This is a genomic window from uncultured Gordonia sp. (assembly GCF_937858515.1).
Lineage (GTDB): Bacteria > Actinomycetota > Actinomycetes > Mycobacteriales > Mycobacteriaceae > Gordonia.
The window spans coordinates 1-16,856 of sequence record NZ_CALLZT010000204.1 but is presented as its reverse complement, the minus strand read 5'-3'; the positions used below and the strand labels follow the sequence as shown (position 1 = coordinate 16,856).

The window sequence follows — 16,856 nt, the reverse complement described above, 5'->3', positions numbered from 1 at the left end:
GTATAGAGGCAGGACTCCTGACTTGAAACAGGTGCCGAGTGTGCCGCCAGTCCCGGAAACCGGCATTGATCGCAACCTCAGCCCCCACCGGGTGCCCCGAATCACACCGATCCGTGTCCGGCTCGCCTACGGTGGAGGCCATGTCCGCACCGGTAACACCCGACACAACCGCTTCCGGCGACACCGCCGCTGCCGGAATCCTGCGCGAAATCCTCGACGGGCCGTGGCACGAGACCCGGGAGATGGTCAGGGAGAACATCGATCGCGCCGAGCTGCTGCCCGACCCGTCGCGCACGCTCGATCAGGCCCGCGCCCAGATACTCGACACCATGCGGTCACTAGCCGGGAATGGTTTCGCCGCACCGGGTTTCGCAGCCGATCATGGTGGCACCGGCGATGTGGGGGCCGCGGTCACCGGCATCGAGACGCTCGGTTATGCCGATCTGTCACTGATGGTGAAATCCGGTGTGCAGTGGGGGCTTTTCGGTGGTGCCGTCGAAAATCTGGGCACCGCAAGGCATCACGAGAAGTATGTGCCCGGCATCATCAATCTCGACGTTCTCGGCTGTTTCGCGATGACGGAGACCGGACACGGTTCCAATGTGGCGGCGGTGGAGACCACCGCCACCTACGACGCGGCCACGCAGGAATTCGTGGTCCACTCCCCGACCGCGTCGGCACGTAAGGACTACATCGGCGGGGCGGCCGAACATGCCAGGGTCGCAGCGGTTTTCGCGCAGCTCATCACCGGTGGACCCGGTGAGGAACCCGAAGGGCGCGGCGTGCACTGCTTCGTCGTACCGATCCGCGACGACGACGGCAACGACCTGCCCGGAGTCACCACATCGGACTGCGGCTACAAGGGCGGCCTGGCCGGTGTCGACAACGGCCGCATCATGTTCGATCAGGTGCGCATCCCGGCGGAGAATCTGCTCAACCGGTACGGCGACGTCGCCGAGGACGGCACCTACTCCTCGCCCATCGAGTCCACCAACAAACGTTTCTTCACGATGCTCGGCACGCTCATCCGGGGCCGGGTGTGCGTGGCCGCCACCGCCGGGGCGGCCGGCCGCAAGGCACTTACCCTCGCGACGCGATACGGACTGCTGCGCAGGCAGTTCGAGGCACCCGACGAGCAGGGTGAAGTGACCATCCTCGACTACCTGGGCCATCAGCGAAAACTGTTGCCGCTCATCGCGAAATCGTACGCCATCGCGATGGCGCAGAACGACATCACCGCACGCCTGGCCGCGGCCGACCCCGACGGGGCGCGCAGACTCGAAGCCGACGTCGCCGGATTCAAGGCGTACTCCACCTGGCATGCGTCGAACGCGGTGAACACCGCGCGCGAGGCGTGCGGCGGCGCCGGCTACCTCGCCGAGAACCAGCTCTCGATCATCCGCGGCGACATCGACGTGTTCACCACCTTCGAGGGCGACAACACCGTCCTGTACCAGCTCGTCGGCAAGGAACTGCTCGGCGCGTACGCCGACGACATCCGCGGGCTGTCAGCTCGCGGCTGGGTGCGGTTCGTCGCGACGATGGCCCGCGACGTCGTCGCCGAGAAGACCGCGGTCCGTCAGGTGATCCAGACCATCCTCGACGACTCCGACGAGGACACCGACGACTCGTCGCTCACCAATCGCGGCACCCAGATCCGGTTGCTGCGCAAACGCGAGGACCACCTCCTGCGCACGTGCGCGCAACGCCTACAGAAATCCAAGTCCGACGACGACGCGTTCGACGTGTTCAACAGCGCCCAGGATCACCTGCTCAAGGTGGGCCACGCACACACCGAACGGCTCGTGCTCGAGTCGATGATCGCCACCATCGCCGAATGCGAGGATGGGCCGGTCCGCGAGCTGCTGTGGAAGGTGTGCGACCTGTTCGTCTACTCGGTACTGGAAGCGGACCTGGCCTGGTTCCTGATGCACCGCCACGTCTCCGTCGAACGCGCCAAAGCCGTCCGCCGCGGCGTCAACGACCTGTGCACCGACCTACGCCCCCACGCGCGCGCTCTGGTCGATGCCTTCGGCATCCCCGAACAACTCCTCACCGCCCCCATGCTCGACCACGGATAGCCGAAAAAAACCGCCCTCCACGGGCCGGTTGCCGGAAATACGCGGCGGGCACGCTGTGGAGGGCGGTTTTTGTTCGTCAGTTGTCTTTGCGGCCGCGCGGGGGAATGCCGAGCTGGACGGCGTGGACGGCTTCGGTGAGTTCGCGGCGCAGGGTCTCGACGTCGCGGGCCCACGCCTGGGCGAGGGTGCCGTCGGCCAGTTTGACGCCGATACCTTTGCGGCGGCGGGGTACGCCGTGTAATTCGCCGAGCGCCTTGGCGCTCTCCCACTTCTTGGACTCGGGGCTCTCATTGGGCGGGAAGATCTTCTTGATCTCGCTCAGCGGCAGCGTGCGCGTGCCCTGCCGCAGTGTGGTCTCGGTGAGGCACACGCTGACGTGACGGCGGGCGGCATACACCTGGACCAGCGAGAACGACACCAGGATCAGCCCGAACATCGACATCACCGGCCAGTGCACCTGGCCGGGCCCGGAGATCTCCATCGCGAGGACGGCGCCGACCATGACCGGACCGATCGCCACGACCCACCAGCTGCCGCCCTGTTCGGCGAACAGCACTTCACCCTCATCGACGGGTGCGGCCGGCTTCTCCTCGTTCAGGGGCTCGTCGGCCGCCGGGCTGTCGCTCATTTGTGCCCCTTGGCCGGACGCTGCTTGTCCTTGGGCTCGCCCGTGTACCAGGCCTCCGATTCGGGCCGGTAGGCCAGCAGCGAACCGAACAGGCCCGCGATCGCTGCGAGCAGCGGGAAGGCGAAGCCCACTCCCACTCCGATGCTGAAGAACATGAGCATCGCCACGACAACGAGGGTGAGCGCGGCCAGCGACGACCGCCACCGCGCATCGCCGACGAACGCCCGGCTCCCCATCAGCACGTACGCCACACCCACCGCGATCAGCAGCACCCCGACGCCGACCGGTGCCAGCGTCGAACCGTCGACGAGGAAGCCGGCGATCGCCCCCAGGACACCGAGAGCGATCAGGCCGATACCGCCTCCGAGCCAACAACGGTATGCCCAAGTGACGTACTTCGGTCGGGTCGCGGGGTCAGGTTTGATCACCGGTGTTGCGTCCTTCGGTCTGATTGGGCTGCTGTTCACCATACGACGGGCCCGGGTACGGCGGATGGCCGCCGCCCGGGGGCTGGATCGGCGTTTGGTGGGGGTGGTCGGGGTTTTTCCTGTCGGGGGGTAAGGGGGCCTCCCCCCGGCAGTACGTGTAGGTCTCACCGCGCATCATCATCACCGCCGCTCCGAGGGCGGCGACACCGCTGATCACGGTCGGGATCATCACCCAGCCCGACGCCATGTCGCCGAAGAACGCCAGCACCATGCTGACCGCGACGTACATGCTGATACCGCCGAGCGCGATACGGGCGGCGTTGTAGCCGCTGCGGGTCAACAGCACCACGCCGATACAGACCGCGGTGATCCCCACGCCGACCACCACCATCACCCCGATGATCGTCGATGATGCGGACAGCAGGTCGATCTGATCCTGCGGGGTGTCTTTCGGCAGATCGGCCACCGCGTCGGCGAAGTAGTCACGAATCATCGGGTACTGGCCGACGAAGGCGATGATCTGCCCGACGATGACGACGACCCACAGTTCGACGGCGATCGACACCGACTCGACGAGCTTGGGGCGGCCCGCGGGGAGATCACCGGGGCGCTCGGGCTGTTGCGCCGTGGGGAACGGAACGGACATGTCACCTAGCCTAGGACACCGGGCTCAACGAGAACTTACGCCGCGATCAGCCCAGCCACGTGGCGACTTCGGCCGCCCAGTAACTGAGGATGATCGACGCTCCGGCCCGGCGGATCGAGGTCAGCGATTCCAGGATCGCGGCATCGCGGTCGATCCAGCCGCGCTCGGCGGCGGCCGTGATCATCGAGTACTCGCCGCTGATCTGGTAGGCGGCCACGGGCACATCCGACATCTCGGCGACGTCGCGGACCAGATCGAGGTAGCTCATGGCCGGTTTCACCATCACGATGTCGGCGCCCTCGTCGAGGTCGAGGCGCACCTCACGCAAGGCTTCGAGACGGTTCGCCGGATCCTGCTGGTAGGTGCGGCGGTCGCCCTGCAATGAGGACCCGACGGCCTCGCGGAACGGTCCGTAGAACGCGGAGGCGTATTTGGCGGCGTAGGCGAGGATGCCGGTGTCGGTGAACCCCTCGGCGTCCAGGGCGGCACGGATGGCGGCCACCTGGCCGTCCATCATGCCGCTCGGGCCCAACAGGTGTGCCCCGGCACTGGCCTGCGCCAGCGACATCGCCACGTACCGGTCGAGCGTGGCGTCGTTGTCGACACGGCCCGCGTCGTCGAGGACGCCGCAGTGGCCGTGGTCGGTGAACTCGTCGAGGCAGGTGTCGGCCATCAGGACCGTGCTGTCGCCCAGGTCGGCGGCGAGCTGCCGCAATGCCCGGTTGAGCACACCGTCCGGGTCATCGGCGCCGGAGCCGGCAGCATCCTTGGACACCGCATCGGGCACCCCGAACAGCATCAACCCGCCGACGCCCGCGGTCACAGCCTCCTCGGCGGCCTTCCTGAGCGAATCGGTGGTGTGCTGCACCACGCCCGGCATCGATGAGATCGGCCGCGGTGCGTCGATGCCGTCGGCCACGAACATCGGCAACACCAGCTGCCGCGGCGCCAAGGTGGTCTCGGCGACCAGTCGGCGCATCGCCGGAGAAGTGCGCAACCGACGCGGACGAATCACAGGTGACACCGAACCCAGCCCCTCAGCTCCGCGACCGCCGCGGCTTCTTGCGCGGCGGCGGCAACGCACCCTCGGCCCGCAACCGGGCGGCGTGTTCGGCGAGTGCGTCCACCAGATCCGGTATCGACGCCGTCTCCGGCTGCACGTCGACACGCAGACCGAACTCGGTGGCCGTCTCGGCGGTCTTGGGCCCGATGCACGCGACGATGGTCCGCGCGTGCGGCTTGCCCGCGATGCCGACGAGATTGCGCACCGTCGACGACGAGGTGAAGCACACCGCGTCGAAACCGCCGGTCTTGATCATCTCGCGGGTCTCGGCCGGCGGCGGAGCGGCCCGCACCGTGCGGTACGCGGTGACGTCGTCGATCTCCCAGCCACGATCGCGCAGTCCCTCGGACAGGGTTTCGGTGGCGATGTCGGCGCGCGGCAGCAGTACCCGGTTGACCGGGTCGAAGACGTCGTCGTAGGGCGGGAACACGTCGAGCAGCCCGAGCGAGCTCTGCTCCCCCTCCGGCACGAGTTCGGGGTTGATGCCGAAGGCACGGACCTTGTCGGCGGTGGCCTCGCCCACGCAGGCGATCTTGACGCCGGAGAAGGCGCGAGCGTCGAGACCGAACTCGGCGAACTTCTCCCACACGGCACGCACCGCGTTGGTGGAGGTGAACACGACCCACTGGTAGCGGCCGTCGACGAGGCCTTTGACGGCGCGTTCCATCTGGGCGGGGCTACGCGGCGGTTCGACGGCGATCGTCGGCACCTCCTTGGGGACGGCGCCGTGCGAGACGAGCCGGTCGCTCATGTCGGCGGCCTGATCCTTGGTACGCGGCACCAGCACGGTCCAGCCGTACAGCGACCGCGACTCCCACCACGACAGCTTGGAACGCTGGCTCACGGCCTTGCCGACGGTCAGCACCAGCGGCCCGGCCAGCGCGCCGCCCAGTTCGTTGATGGTGGCGAGGGTGCCCTCGATGGTGCGCTGGGCACAGGTGGTGCCGTTGATGGTGATAGCGACGGGGGTCTGGGCGGCCATGCCGTGTTCGGTGAGCGCGCTGGCGGCCTCGGCCAGATGTCCCGACGTCGCGTGCAGCACCAGCGGTCCGGGGGCGGCTGCCAGCGCCGGCCAGTCGACCTCGCCGCGCACGTCGGCGGCTGTGTGGGTGGACCCGAGCGGCATGCCCGCGTAACTGGGCACGACGGAGGCGGCGGGCAGTCCGGGCAGTACCTCGAACTGAATCGAGGTACGGGCGACGGCGTTGACCTCGGCGAGCACCGAGTCGGTGGTCAGCGGATCACCGGCGACAACGCGCACGACGTCCTCGCCCGCCTTGGCGGCGGCGACGAGCGTGCGGGCGACCTCGGTGGGGTCGCCGAGCGCCGGACGCACCACCGACTCCTCCTCGGCAGGTTCGGCCGGGACTTCCTCGACGGGTGCGGGGATCTGCGTGCCTTCGGCCTTGGCGGCTTCCTCGGCGGCCTTCGCGGCGGCCGACTTACGGCCCGCGCGGCTGCGAGTCTGCTGCGGCACGTCGTCGCGGTAAGCCGAACCGATCAGCTCGACCACCCCGGCCGGCACATCGGGGTCGATGTAGGCGGTCGTCGCATGCACGACGACGTTGCGCGCCCGCACTGTCAGCAGGTCGGGGTCACCGGGACCCGAACCCACGAAAAGTATCCGGCCCGGTCGCCCCAGTCCTGCCCTGTTCCCCGGTGTGACGTTGTTCGCTGCACGGCTCATGCGTTCGCACTCTCCTGCCCTGTCCGTTCAGGGCTGCGGTAACTTGCGCTGTCACCAGCATGAGAGTCGACGGTGTCCGCCGGCGCCGGCACGTCGGGCGAACCCGCCGTGTCTACGTCACGACGTGGGTCAGTCCCGCGAACCGGTGCCGATGAGCTCCGCGGCTCCCAGCTCCAACAGTTCGGCGGCGAGATCCTTGCCCAGCCGGACGGCCTGATCGACCGGACCCACCACCGAAGCGCGGATCACATCCGATCCGTCCTCGGCCGCCACCCCCGCACGCAGCGAGAGTTCGGCGAAGATGCGCCCGTCCTCGTCGATCGACTCCACCACCTCGGCAATGGCTCCGACCGGAGCGGTGCACCCGGCCTCCAAAGCCGCTAGCAACGCCCGCTCGGCCTCCACGGCCGACCGTGTGGATGGGTCATCCAACTCGGCGAGTATTCTCACCAGCTGCGCATCGTCACCGCGACATTCGACGGCCAGCGCCCCCTGTGCGGGGGCGGGAAGCATGACCACCGGATCGAACGCCTCGGACACCACTTCGGTGCGTCCGATCCGTACGAGTCCGGCCCTGGCGACCACGACCGCGTCGAGTTCACCGCCTGTGACTTTGCCCAACCGAGAATCTAGGTTGCCTCTTAGGGGGCGAATTTCCAAACCGAGACCCAATGCTCTAAGCTGTGCTGCCCTGCGTGGGGATGAGGTGCCGATCACCGACCCCGCAGGCAGCTCCCCGAACACCAGGTTGTCCCTGCTGACCAGCGCGTCCCGCGGATCCGCACGCGGCGGGATCGCGGCGATGAACAGGTCCGGATCGGATGCGGTCGGCAGGTCCTTGTACGAGTGCACGGCCACGTCCACCTCCCGGTTGCGCAGCGCCGACCGGATGGCGGTGGTGAACACCCCGACACCGATCTCGGCGACCGGTGCCGCCGACAGGTCGCCGGCGGTCTTGATGATCACCAGTTCCGCCGGATGCCCGGCGGCGGTGAGCTCATCGGCGATCGTCTGTGCCTGGGTGGTGGCCAGCTGAGAGCCACGAGTCCCGATCCGAATCACTGCATTGCCCCTGATCAGTGCCGTAGATGATGTCCGTGCCGCAGCGGTCAGTGCTGGGACCGGCGCCGGTCGTCGAGCCCGGTCTCCGGCGCCGACACCGGTCCGGTCGCACCCGGCTTGAGTTCGAACAACTCCCGCAACGCCTCGGCGTAGTGGTCGCCGTTCGGGGTGGCGGCGAGCTGCTTGACCCGGACGGTCGGTGCGTGCAGCAACTTGTCGACGACACGCCGCACCGTCTTGGCGACCTCGTCGCGCTGCGGGTCGTCGAGGCCGGGCAGCCGGGTTTCCAGCCGCAGAATCTCGGCCTCCACCACCTCGGCGGCACGCTGACGCAGCGCGGCGACGGTGGGAGTGACCTCGGCCTGCCGCTGCAGCGTCAGGTAGTCGGTCAGTTCGGCGGCGACGATGGACCGCGCGGCCAGCGCGTCGTTCTCGGCCGCCCGCGTCGCCTCGTCGTCGCGCAGTCCGGCGATGTCGACAATGTGCACGCCCGGCAGCCGGGCCGCGGCTGGGTCGACGTTGCGGGGAAGTCCCAGGTCACAGATGACGAGCGGGGTGGTCGAGGTCCGGGCGGCGAGCGCCTGGTGCACCTCACCCACACCGACCACCGCCCCGACGCTGCCGGTGGCCACGACGACGATATCGGTGTCGGCCATGACCGAGGCCAGGTCGTCCAGGCCCGCTCCGCGCACCGAGATGCCGTGGTTCGCAGCGACGTTCCCGGCCAGATGTTCGGCATTGGCCAGCGTCCGGTTGACCACCACCATGTGCCCGACGCCCTCACGCGCCAGGTGTGCGGTGGCCAGCCCACCCATCGCGCCGGCACCGATCACAACGGCCGAGCGCAGCCGCGCCGCATCGGGATCACCGGCGATGAGGGTCTTGGCGCGGTGCAGCGCCACCGACACCACCGAGGCGCCGGCCCGGTCGATGCCGGTTTCGGTATGGACGCGCTTACCGACGCGCAGCGCCTGCTGGGCCAGCTCGTGCAGGGTGCGGCCGGCGGCCTTCTCGGCGTCGGCGCTCAGGTAGGCGTTGCGGATCTGCCCGAGGATCTGCTGCTCGCCGACGACCATCGAGTCGAGCCCGGCGGCGACGGTGAACAGATGCTCGACGGCGGCCTCGGAGTAGCGCACGTAGGCGTGTTTGGTGAGCTCGTTGACACCCATGCCCGAGTGCTCGCCCAGTACCTCGCCGACGGCTTCGAGGGCCGGGTGGAAGGCGTCGACGACAGCGTAGATTTCGATGCGGTTGCAGGTGGAGACGAGCATCGCCTCGGAGATGGACCGGTGTGCGAGGAGCTTGTGGACGAGTTTGGGCCGGTCGTATTCGGACACGGAGATGCGCTCGAGCACCTCGACCGGAGCACTTCGGTGCGATACTCCGAACAACAGAACACTCACGCGGTCACCGCTTCTTCGCCGATAGCCTGATTACTCTCTGTAGTAGGCACAATACGGTTCCGTGCGGCGGCGGTGCGCACCGCATAAGGCCTGGAAGCCGAGTACCTGCAACTCCAAGGCTAAATCAACCTGTCTGACCACGACGTCGGAGTCGACGGACAGGTGCACAGGTGTCACGTTGAGCAACTGCCGGATCCCGCTGGAGGTGAACGCATCACAGGCGTCCTGCGCATCCTCGTCGTTGGTGGCGATCACCCCGAAATCGATACCGGTCTCCAGACCGTCGCAGGTGAGCGCGACCTCGCTGAGCGGGACGACCACCAGGTCGTCGCCGAATCTGGTGCCGATGACCGCCGGGTCCGTGTCGAACAGGGCAGCCACCGTGAATCCCCGCCCGAATCCGGCGTGCGAGATAAGGGCGTGCCCGAGCCTGCCCGCGCCCGCGAGCGCGACGGTGTTGGTGCGGTCGGTATGCAGGGCCAGCTTGATGCGTGCGGTCAGCCGGGATACATCGTAGCCCACACCGCGCACCCCCACGGCACCCACATAGGACAGGTCCTTGCGCAGGATCGACGGGTTCACCCCGGCGGCGGTGGCGAGTTCGACGCTGGAGGCCACGACGGTGCCGCGAGCGCTGAACGACCGCAACACGTACAGGTACGTCGCCAGGCGGGTCACGGCCGGACGGGGAATCGTCGTCGACTGCCCCATCACCCGCCCACCCTTCGTATCCGGTCCTGATCAGCTGCGCTTCTCAGGGTAGTGCCGACGTGTTCCAGCTCACGCCCCGGCCTCTTTACGTACCGGTAGCCGAACGCAGATCGTCGCGCAGGCGTGGCTCGTCGATCTCCCAGTAGCTGTGCTCCTCACCGTCGAGCAGGACGACGGGGAGCCGGTCACCGTATTCGGCGCGCAGGTCGCCGCGGCCCGCGGCAGCCGCAGCGTCGACGTCGACCTCGATGACGGGAACGTCCAGAGGTCCGCAGATCCTGGCCAGATCGTCGCGGGCCCGTCCGCAGGCCGCGCAGCCGGCCCGGACGAGCAATTCGATCCTCGGTGCTGTGACACCCATCTCGTTACCTCCCTGGTCGATCCGGTTCCCCGGCACCGACGCCGCAGGTGGACGTCCGGGATGCGGGTCGCTCCAGTGTCGCCCGACGCCGGACACGCGTTGCGCCGGGCCCCCGGCAAGTAGGGTGGTTCGGTAGATGCAAGCTGTGCGGGAGGTGGTCCGGTGGGCGAGACGCAGGACGCGGGGCAGACGGGCCCCGAGGCCGTGACCGATGACGTCGACGTGTCGGCCGAGATCGTGCACGACGCCGACGTGTCGGCAGAGGCTGCGGACGAGGACTGGGAGGCTCAGGCCGCCGTCGTCGATCCTGACGGTGCCGCAGACGATCCGGACGACTCTGACGACCCGGACGACGACGAGATCGATGAGGCGAGCCGGGTCACCACGTGGATCTCCGAACGTGCGATCGCGGCGTCGGGCCGCTTCCGGCAGACCGCCGCCGAGCTGCGTCAGCGTCTGGCCGGTGAGGCCAGCGCCGAGGCGGCGGTCGACTCGCTGCGGGCCCGTGAGGGCGAACGCACCACCGACGCCGACGTTCCGAAAGCGCCACCGGTCCCCCGTGATCTCACCGCGGCCGCATTCTTCGACGTCGACAACACACTCGTGCACGGCGCCTCGATCGTGCACTTCACTCGTGGCCTGGTGGCGCACAACTACTTTCGGTACAGCGACATCCTCGATGTGGTGTGGGCGCAGGCCAAGTTCCAGATCACCGGCAAGGAGAACGCCGACGACGTCGCAGAGGGCCGCGAGAAGGCGCTCTCGTTCATCTCCGGCCGCCGGACCTCCGAGTTGATCGATCTGGGCGAGGAGATCTACGACGAGTACATCGCCGACAAGATCTGGGCCGGCACAAGGGCTTTGGCACAAAGCCACCTCGACGCCGGCCAGCAGGTATGGCTGGTCACCGCCACTCCGCAGGAACTCGCGCAGGTCATCGCCGGCCGCCTCGGCCTGACCGGGGCGCTCGGCACGGTCGCCGAGAGTGTCGACGGCGTGTTCACCGGCCGCCTCGTCGGCGACATCCTGCACGGCCCCGGCAAGGCACATGCGGTGCGCTCCTTGGCCATTCGCGAGGGCCTGAACCTCAAGCGGTGCATGGCCTATTCCGACTCACACAACGACGTCCCGATGCTCTCGCTCGTCGGTAAGGCCGTCGCCATCAACCCGGACTCGGATCTGCGCGACGTCGCCAAGATCCGCGGCTGGGAGATGTACGACTTCCGCACCGCCCGCAAGGCCGCGAAATACGGCGCCACAACAGCTTTGGCCGTCGGCGCAGCCGGTGGCGGAGCAGCCGTCGCCGCCCGCATCCTCCGCAACCGCTGAGCCGCCTCCCGCTCACCGCTTTCGCAAAGCTCGCCGGCCAACGTGAGCGCAAGGGTAAGCGATGAGCGGGAAAAGCCTCACACGACTAACAAGAATTCGGTTCGTCGTTCTTCACCACCGACAGCACCGCGTCGCCCTCCGAGATCGGAGTACCGGGATCCGGTGTTTGTGCGACGACGATCCAATTCCTGTCGAGGACCTGCATACGCCCCTGGCCGCTCGCATCTTTACTGCGCGAGTAGAACACTCCGGCTTCCTGGATCTTGTCCTGCGCCGCTTGCAGATTCATACACACGACATTGGGCATCCTGGCCGCCGACCCGCTTCCCCCGGAACTGACGGACTTCTTTTCCCGTGTCACCTGCGTCTCCTCGGGTGACTCCGTCGGCGCTTCCGTAGGCGACTCAGTCGCGGTCACCGTCTCGGTCTCGGTCACCCGGGTCACCTTTTCGGTGGCGGTCACCGTCGTGGGTGTGGCCGCCTCGTCACCGGCGGAACATGCGCCGAGCGAAAACACCACTGCACTTGCCGACACAACGGCCGACACCAATCTGACATACATCTCGCAGAACTCCTGAAATCAGCAATCACCCGTGCGGGATTGACTGCGCAGAACAGTAGCGGCAGGTTGCGACAATCCGGCTATTGCGGGCATATACGCAGTTCAGAGCCATGTCCATGCCGATTGTCGTAGCCCGCCGATAGTGTTCGGCTCGCATTCATACGAAGGAGTCACCATGAAGAAGTTCTTCACCCGTGCGGCCGTCGCCGCCATCGCCGTCGCCGGTATCGCCGGAGCCGTCAGCACGCCCACCGCCGGCGCAGTGTCCACCGATCAGTACGACCGGGTCCGCTACGTGATGTGCGGCAACGACGACGTGACGATCGACATGCAGAACGTGTATGGCAATTCCGAGCAGTTCACCAAGAATCTGTCGGGCAGCAAGTGCGCCTACTACGACTTCACCGAGTCAGGCGAATACGGTGGGTTCGTCGCGGTCAGCGTCGTCGACGAGAACGGCGGCCCGGTATCGTGCAAGATCTACGTGAACGGCCAGGTCGTGTCAAAGTCCAATGACAGCAGCGACTACTACAGCTACGCGTCCTGCTACTAGCGTTCACAGCGCTGCGTTGCTGGTGGGGTCGATGAGGATCTTGGCGTGGTGTTCGGCTGAGCCGAGTGCATCGAAAGCCTTTGCCACGCTGTCGAATCCGATGGTGGCGGTGATGAGTGGGGTGACGTCGAGGCGGCCGTCGGCGATCATCTGCAACGCAGTGCTGAATTCGGCCGGGTCGTAATAGAACGTGAAGCGGAGTTCCAGTTCTTTGTTGACGGCCATCACCGGCCGGAAGGTATCCGGTTCCATGCAGACACCGACGACGACGATCCGCGACCGGAACGGAGCACCGGAGACGATGTTCTCGATCATGCCCGGGGAACCGACACATTCGAAAACGACCGGGCCCGACGGTACGGCGCCGAGCCGTTCGGCGGCGTGGAACACCGGCTTCCACGGCAGCACCGGGAGGCGGCGCAAACGGTGCATGGCGTCGAAGGCCAGGGCGAGCATGTCGGGCGCCTTGGTGACGTAGCCGCGGCGTTCGGCGGCCTTGTCGTAGGGCGACTCCACCCGGGGATCGACGACGACATCGGCGCCCACCCGCTTCGCGAGAATGCGTCGCTTCTCCGAAAGATCGCTGGCCACAACATATTTGATGCCGGTCGCCTTCAGGACCGCGATCACCGCGAGACCGATGGGACCACAGCCGATCACGACGGCCACATCACGTTTGCCGACGTCGCCGCGCCGAACGGCGTGGTAGGCCACCGCCATCGGCTCGGTGAGCGCGGCCTGCTCGGCCGTCACACCGTCGGGCACCTCGAAGGTCAGGTCCTCGTTGACGACCACGAAGTCGGCGTACGCGCCGGGCGACGACTCGGAGAATCCCGTCAGATGACTCTGCCCGCCGTGCGACACGATCGGCAGCGCGACGACGGGGGTACCCGGCACCCAGCGCTTCTGGCAGTCGGGACCGTACGAGATCACCTCGCCCGCGAACTCGTGCCCGAGCACCACCGAATCGGTCTTGCGCATGAAGCCGCGGTAGCCCACGTCCGCCACCAGGTCGGCCGTGGCATCGCAATGAACCCGGGCGTGCAGATCTGAGCCACAGATCCCCGCACGGGTGACTCGCAGCAGCACCTCGCCGCGACCGGGGACCGGCGTCGGCAGATCCTGCACCGTCAGTTCACCCTCATGACACACCACTGCGCGCACTCTCAACTCCTTCGGTTGCGGAATCTGCTCTGGACACTAACGAACTGCCGGTGTGGTGGTGACAACATTGGGTCACCACCACACCGGCAGTCAGGTTGGGAAAAACTCTCCGTCAGCCGAAGTAGACGCTGCCGCGCCGGCTGAGCATCCGGAACAGGGTCTGCTGGATCTCTTCGCGAACATGGTCGGTGAGGTCGAAGACCACCATCGGGTCGTCGGCGGCGGACTCATCGTAGCCGCTGGTGTCGATGGGGCGGCCGAAGTGGATGTGCCACTTGGACGGCAGCGGTATCGCGCCGAGGGGCCCGAGCAACGGGAACAGCGGCGTGATCGGGAAGTACGGCAGGCCGAGCGTGCGAGCGACGGGCTTGAGGTCGGCGATCATCGGGTAGATCTCCTCCGAGCCGACGATCGACATCGGGATGATGGGTGCCGAGTTCTTGATCGCGGTGGTGACGAAGCCACCACGCCCGAACCGCTGCAGGCGGTAACGATCCTTGTAGGGCTTGCCGATGCCCTTGAAGCCCTCCGGCCACACCGCGGTCAGCTCACCGTTGCGCAGCAGCAGGTCGGCGTCGTTGGCGCAGGCCATCGTCGCGCCGATCCGCCGGGCCATCTCGCTGATCCCAGGCATCTCGAACACCAGGTCGGCGGCCAGCGCACGCAGGTAGCGTCCGGTCGGGTGATTGTCGCGGACCGCGATCGAGCACATCAGCGCATCAATGGGCAGAACGCCGGCGTGGTTGGCGACGAGGAGTGCGGCACCCTCCGTGGGCAGGTTCTCGATACCCGTGACCTCGACCCGGAACCATTTCTCGTACACCTGGCGGATGGCGGGGAAGAACACCGTGTCGGTGAAGTGCGGGTCGAAACCGAACTCATCGACGTCGTAGTCGCCGGTCATCCGTTCACGGATGAAGCCCGCGGTGGACGTGAGGGTGTCGGCGATAGCCCCGCGGATGCCTCCGAAGCTGAACAGCGGGCTCGACCGGACGTCGTTGCCGTGCTCGGCGCCGAGTCCGTCGGCGAGCGTGATCTCATCGGTGATCGGTGTGACGCTGGCAGGCGGCATTCCGAACCTGTCGGTGTTGGGATGTCCGGTCAGCTGACTCGGATGTCTGCGTTCGGCGAGGTTGCGGCCGGTACCGGGGCTCACATCGACCGTATTGGCCCCGACCGGGTTGGGAGTGGCATAGAGCTGAATGACCTTCGCAGTGCGTGCGTCGGTAGCACCAGTCGGCACCATACTCACCATCCTCACGTCGTCTGTTCGCGCGTCAGGGCCGCTCACCGCACCCCCGAACCGAGCTTGAATCGTATTGTAAACGTTGCAACTGCGTTGCGCATGACCGGACTGGGTCATACGTCCAAAATCACACCTCGACCAGCCTGTGTGCCGCCGACACAACCCGGTGTTCGACGCTGCGCCAGATGTCGGCCCCGATGACCGGACTCGATGAGCCGCGGCGGATGAAATCCTCCAGCGTCTGGTCGGTCGTGTAGTGCGGCGTGAACCCGAACTTCGTCCGCATCCGGGTGGTGTCCAGGACCCTGCCGTACGTGAGGTAGTCGGTCTGACTCGAGCGCAGCTTGGCCGAACGCAAGTCCTGGAACACGCCCGTTATCGGCGCCAGCAGCCCTTTGGGCACGGGCATCTGGATATGCCCGAGCCGCCGGATCGCCTGGGTCAGGGTGACCACGCCGTCGCCCGCCACGTTGTAGGTGCCGGGCCTGTTGGCCAGCACCGCGTGCTCCATCGCCGCGAGTGCGTCCTCCTCGTGCAGGAACTGCAGGCGCGGTTCCATGCCGATGACGGTGGGTACGACCGGCAACGACAGGTACGACCCCATCCGGGTATTGATCCGCGGACCGAGGATGGCCTGCGGCCGGACGATGGTGATGTCGATGTCCTGACGCCGTCGGGCCAGGCCGCGGACGTAACCCTCGACGTCGAGCAGGTCGCGGCCGTAACCGACCTTCGGCTCGCGGACCGCCGTGGTGCCCTCGTCGAAGTGCGACGGATCCTTCGAACTCGCCCCGTAGACCATGGCCGTGGACCGCAGCACCACGCGTTTGACCGATGGGCTGCGCTGACATGCCGCGCACACCTGCATCGACCCGATCAGGTTGAACTCCTTGATCGCCGTCGAATGCGGTGCCGCCTCCATGATCGAGGTGGCCGCATGCACGACGGTGTCGACGTTGTAGGAGGCGATCGCCTTGGCGATGGTCGGCCTGCGGATGTCCAGGCGCAGGAACTCGGCGCGTCCCATCCTGCGCAACAAATCCTTGCGCGGCACCCGTGAGTCGACGGCCAGCACGGTCTCGATCTCGGGGTTGGCGGCGAGCCGGGCCACGAGGTATCCGCCGAGGAACGTCGAGGCACCGGTGACCAGCACGGACCGCGGCGGCTCCGATGGCGACGTTGTTATCTCCCCTGTCATGACTAGAGGGTAGGGCATAACCTAAGGGACCCGCACTTCTCGCGCGGGTCCCTTACGGCGAATATGAGCCTATTTACCCAGTTTACGACGCTGAACGCGGGTTCGGCGCAGCAGCTTGCGGTGCTTCTTCTTCGACATGCGCTTGCGGCGCTTCTTGATCACTGAACCCATGGGGCTACTTCCTCACGCTCGACGCTTAACCTTCTGTGCTTTCGGCGAATTCGGGGTCCGAGCTACCGGCCATTGCTCGCCAGAACCGAACCCAGTTGCCAGAACCCAACTCGCCAACGCCGGTCAGGCCGACCGAGAGCCGCCGGGGATCACAGCACGCGATCCCCAAGCCTACCGGCTGCGCACCTCCAGGCGAAATCGAACAGGCGAAATCGAGGTACCAACCCGGATCGGCGATCGGTGACCGGCTAACCGGCGTCGAAGTACGAGGTCTCCAGATAGTCGTGAACCGCCTTGGCGTGAACACGGAATGAGCGGCCGACGCGAACGGCGGGCAGCTCACCACTGTGAACCAGGCGGTAGACGGTCATCTTCGAGACCCGCATCAGGGATGCGACTTCCGCGACGGTGAGGAACTGCGAGCCCGAGGTCGTGCTGCTCACTGTTCCGGCCTTCTCTACAGGTGCCATGTTGCTCATACCTCCGGTGCACGAATCGTGGCCGCCGGCTTCCCCTCCGGCGAGCAATCAGACACGCACGTGCTTTGAGCAGCTTAACGGGGC

General features: G+C 66.9%; 18 protein-coding genes. 3 read left to right on the top strand and 15 right to left on the bottom strand.

Annotated features, from left to right (window positions below):
- Window positions 1–140 precede the first annotated feature (140 nt).
- Window positions 141–2,081, top strand: coding sequence for an acyl-CoA dehydrogenase (locus Q0627_RS19505; RefSeq protein WP_298812028.1), 1,941 nt, complete (start codon window positions 141–143; stop codon window positions 2,079–2,081).
- A gap of 76 nt (window positions 2,082–2,157) precedes the next feature.
- Here the strand turns inward: Q0627_RS19505 and Q0627_RS19500 are convergent, their stop codons facing one another.
- From Q0627_RS19500 to Q0627_RS19460, 9 genes are all read right to left on the bottom strand, one after another.
- The gene (locus tag Q0627_RS19500) at window positions 2,158–2,709 is read right to left on the bottom strand and encodes a DUF3093 domain-containing protein (protein WP_291019701.1); all 552 of its coding nucleotides are present in this window, start codon (window positions 2,707–2,709) and stop codon (window positions 2,158–2,160) included.
- On the bottom strand, window positions 2,706–3,137 hold the full coding sequence (locus Q0627_RS19495) for a hypothetical protein (protein ID WP_291019699.1): 432 nt from the start codon (window positions 3,135–3,137) through the stop codon (window positions 2,706–2,708). Before Q0627_RS19495 ends, Q0627_RS19500 begins: the two co-directional genes overlap by 4 nt.
- Window positions 3,124–3,783: a hypothetical protein gene (locus tag Q0627_RS19490; protein ID WP_298812026.1), complete on the bottom strand. Its 660-nt coding sequence runs from the start codon at window positions 3,781–3,783 to the stop codon at window positions 3,124–3,126. Before Q0627_RS19490 ends, Q0627_RS19495 begins: the two co-directional genes overlap by 14 nt.
- Before the next feature lie 46 nt (window positions 3,784–3,829).
- A complete protein-coding gene (gene hemB, locus Q0627_RS19485) occupies window positions 3,830–4,807 on the bottom strand; it encodes a porphobilinogen synthase (RefSeq protein ID WP_291019695.1) in 978 nt (325 codons plus the stop codon).
- A 13-nt stretch (window positions 4,808–4,820) separates the two neighbouring features.
- A complete protein-coding gene (locus Q0627_RS19480) occupies window positions 4,821–6,533 on the bottom strand; it encodes a bifunctional uroporphyrinogen-III C-methyltransferase/uroporphyrinogen-III synthase (protein ID WP_291019693.1) in 1,713 nt (570 codons plus the stop codon).
- A gap of 129 nt (window positions 6,534–6,662) precedes the next feature.
- The gene (gene hemC / locus Q0627_RS19475) at window positions 6,663–7,595 is read right to left on the bottom strand and encodes a hydroxymethylbilane synthase (RefSeq protein WP_298812022.1); all 933 of its coding nucleotides are present in this window, start codon (window positions 7,593–7,595) and stop codon (window positions 6,663–6,665) included.
- 47 nt (window positions 7,596–7,642) lie between these two features.
- Window positions 7,643–8,998: a glutamyl-tRNA reductase gene (locus tag Q0627_RS19470; protein ID WP_298812020.1), complete on the bottom strand. Its 1,356-nt coding sequence runs from the start codon at window positions 8,996–8,998 to the stop codon at window positions 7,643–7,645.
- Between the two features lie 30 nt (window positions 8,999–9,028).
- The gene (locus Q0627_RS19465; RefSeq protein WP_298812019.1) at window positions 9,029–9,709 is read right to left on the bottom strand and encodes a redox-sensing transcriptional repressor Rex; all 681 of its coding nucleotides are present in this window, start codon (window positions 9,707–9,709) and stop codon (window positions 9,029–9,031) included.
- 85 nt (window positions 9,710–9,794) lie between these two features.
- On the bottom strand, window positions 9,795–10,070 hold the full coding sequence (locus tag Q0627_RS19460; protein WP_298812018.1) for a glutaredoxin family protein: 276 nt from the start codon (window positions 10,068–10,070) through the stop codon (window positions 9,795–9,797).
- A 222-nt stretch (window positions 10,071–10,292) separates the two neighbouring features.
- Here Q0627_RS19460 and Q0627_RS19455 point away from each other — a divergent pair, with 222 nt between their 5' ends.
- Window positions 10,293–11,399 carry an HAD family phosphatase gene (locus Q0627_RS19455; RefSeq protein ID WP_298812086.1) on the top strand — a complete coding sequence of 369 codons (1,107 nt, stop codon included), beginning with the start codon at window positions 10,293–10,295 and terminating at the stop codon, window positions 11,397–11,399.
- 85 nt (window positions 11,400–11,484) lie between these two features.
- Here the strand turns inward: Q0627_RS19455 and Q0627_RS19450 are convergent, their stop codons facing one another.
- Window positions 11,485–11,961, bottom strand: coding sequence for a PASTA domain-containing protein (locus Q0627_RS19450; protein WP_291016334.1), 477 nt, complete (start codon window positions 11,959–11,961; stop codon window positions 11,485–11,487).
- Between the two features lie 175 nt (window positions 11,962–12,136).
- Between Q0627_RS19450 and Q0627_RS19445 the strand changes: the two genes are divergently transcribed.
- Window positions 12,137–12,514: a hypothetical protein gene (locus Q0627_RS19445; protein WP_291016336.1), complete on the top strand. Its 378-nt coding sequence runs from the start codon at window positions 12,137–12,139 to the stop codon at window positions 12,512–12,514.
- A gap of 3 nt (window positions 12,515–12,517) precedes the next feature.
- Here the strand turns inward: Q0627_RS19445 and Q0627_RS19440 are convergent, their stop codons facing one another.
- The 5 genes from Q0627_RS19440 to Q0627_RS19420 all read right to left on the bottom strand — a co-directional run bounded on the left by Q0627_RS19440 (window position 12,518) and on the right by Q0627_RS19420 (window position 16,772).
- A complete protein-coding gene (locus Q0627_RS19440; RefSeq protein ID WP_298812012.1) occupies window positions 12,518–13,678 on the bottom strand; it encodes a zinc-binding dehydrogenase in 1,161 nt (386 codons plus the stop codon).
- A 112-nt stretch (window positions 13,679–13,790) separates the two neighbouring features.
- The gene (locus Q0627_RS19435; protein WP_291016339.1) at window positions 13,791–14,933 is read right to left on the bottom strand and encodes a lysophospholipid acyltransferase family protein; all 1,143 of its coding nucleotides are present in this window, start codon (window positions 14,931–14,933) and stop codon (window positions 13,791–13,793) included.
- 118 nt (window positions 14,934–15,051) lie between these two features.
- Entirely contained in the window at window positions 15,052–16,122 is a 1,071-nt protein-coding gene (locus tag Q0627_RS19430) for an NAD-dependent epimerase/dehydratase family protein (protein ID WP_298812010.1), read from the bottom strand.
- Between the two features lie 69 nt (window positions 16,123–16,191).
- Window positions 16,192–16,293 (bottom strand): 30S ribosomal protein bS22, encoded by a 102-nt coding sequence (locus Q0627_RS19425; protein WP_003402602.1) that lies wholly within the window; start codon window positions 16,291–16,293, stop codon window positions 16,192–16,194.
- Window positions 16,294–16,541: 248 nt separating this feature from the next.
- Window positions 16,542–16,772 (bottom strand): helix-turn-helix domain-containing protein, encoded by a 231-nt coding sequence (locus Q0627_RS19420; RefSeq protein ID WP_291016342.1) that lies wholly within the window; start codon window positions 16,770–16,772, stop codon window positions 16,542–16,544.
- Window positions 16,773–16,856 lie beyond the last annotated feature (84 nt).